Genomic DNA, 962 nt, shown 5'->3' with positions numbered 1-962 from the left:
AATCGTCCACACGTGGCGGAAGGAAGCTTGGCTGATCCCGGCTGATGCCGGTCTTGAAAGTGCGATTCGCCATGCCGAATCGTACCCTCGTTTGCTCAAATGAAGATGAAATTCTTGCCCAGTCTCTGCGCTCCATCCGGGCTACGAGCCCGTCACGCGCGGGTGATAGCGGAATTTGCCGTGCGGAGCGACGTCGATTGCGGCGAGGCAATCATGCAAAAAGCTCCGCTATCGGCGGAGCTTTCATGCAAAGCATATCGATGATCAGTGGCCGAAGAACAGCCACAGCAGAATGATCACCGGGATCGGCACGCCCAATAGCCACAACAAAATGCCGCGTCCCATAGCGTCCTCCTCCAATCGCTCATTGGCAAGAGAACGCAAGGTGCGATGGCTTGTTCCAGCGGCGCGCGCTACCAGTGGCCGGTGTTGGGCATCGACGACCACGGCTCCTGCGGCGGCTTCGGCTCGCCCTTCTGCAGCAGCTCGATCGAGTGCAGATCGGGCGAGCGGACGAAAGCCATGTTGCCGTCGCGCGGCGGCCGGTTGATGGTGACGCCGGCCTTCATCAGCTTGTCGCAGGTGGCGTAGATGTCGTCGACCTCATAGGCGAGATGGCCGAAGAAGCGGTCCTCGCCATACTTTTCCTCGTCCCAATTGTAGGTGAGCTCGACCAGCGGCGCGCCGCGCGTTTGCGGCTGCTTCTTCAGCGCCTCGAGGTCGTCGGACGAGCACAGGAACACCAGCGTAAAGCGCCCCTTGTCGTTCTCGATCCGCCGCACCTCCTTCAGTCCCAGCGCATCCTGGTAAAACTTCATCGCAACATCGAGATTGCGCACGCGCAGCATGGTGTGGAGGTATCGCATGGTTGTTGCTCCCTGGAACGGATGGAGGGTTTTTGGTTTGGGCCGGGGACGGCGGGAGTAGGAGATAGCAGGAAAATGGGGGGAGGGGCAGGGGGC

1 protein-coding gene is annotated in these 962 nt (G+C 60.6%); it reads right to left on the bottom strand.

Annotated elements, in window-relative coordinates:
- Positions 1-413 precede the first annotated feature (413 nt).
- Positions 414-866, bottom strand: coding sequence for a VOC family protein (locus GWG65_RS40215; protein WP_247387124.1), 453 nt, complete (start codon positions 864-866; stop codon positions 414-416).
- Positions 867-962 lie beyond the last annotated feature (96 nt).

Origin of the sequence: Bradyrhizobium sp. CSA207, assembly GCF_029051685.1 — a bacterium.
GTDB lineage: Bacteria > Pseudomonadota > Alphaproteobacteria > Rhizobiales > Xanthobacteraceae > Bradyrhizobium.
This window is presented reverse-complemented; position numbering and strand designations above follow the sequence as displayed.

What these genes read in the sequence shown, in the direction of transcription:
- GWG65_RS40215 (WP_247387124.1), bottom strand. Translation starts at nt 866, where the DNA reads ATGCGATACCTCCACACCATGCTGCGCGTGCGCAATCTCGATGTTGCG.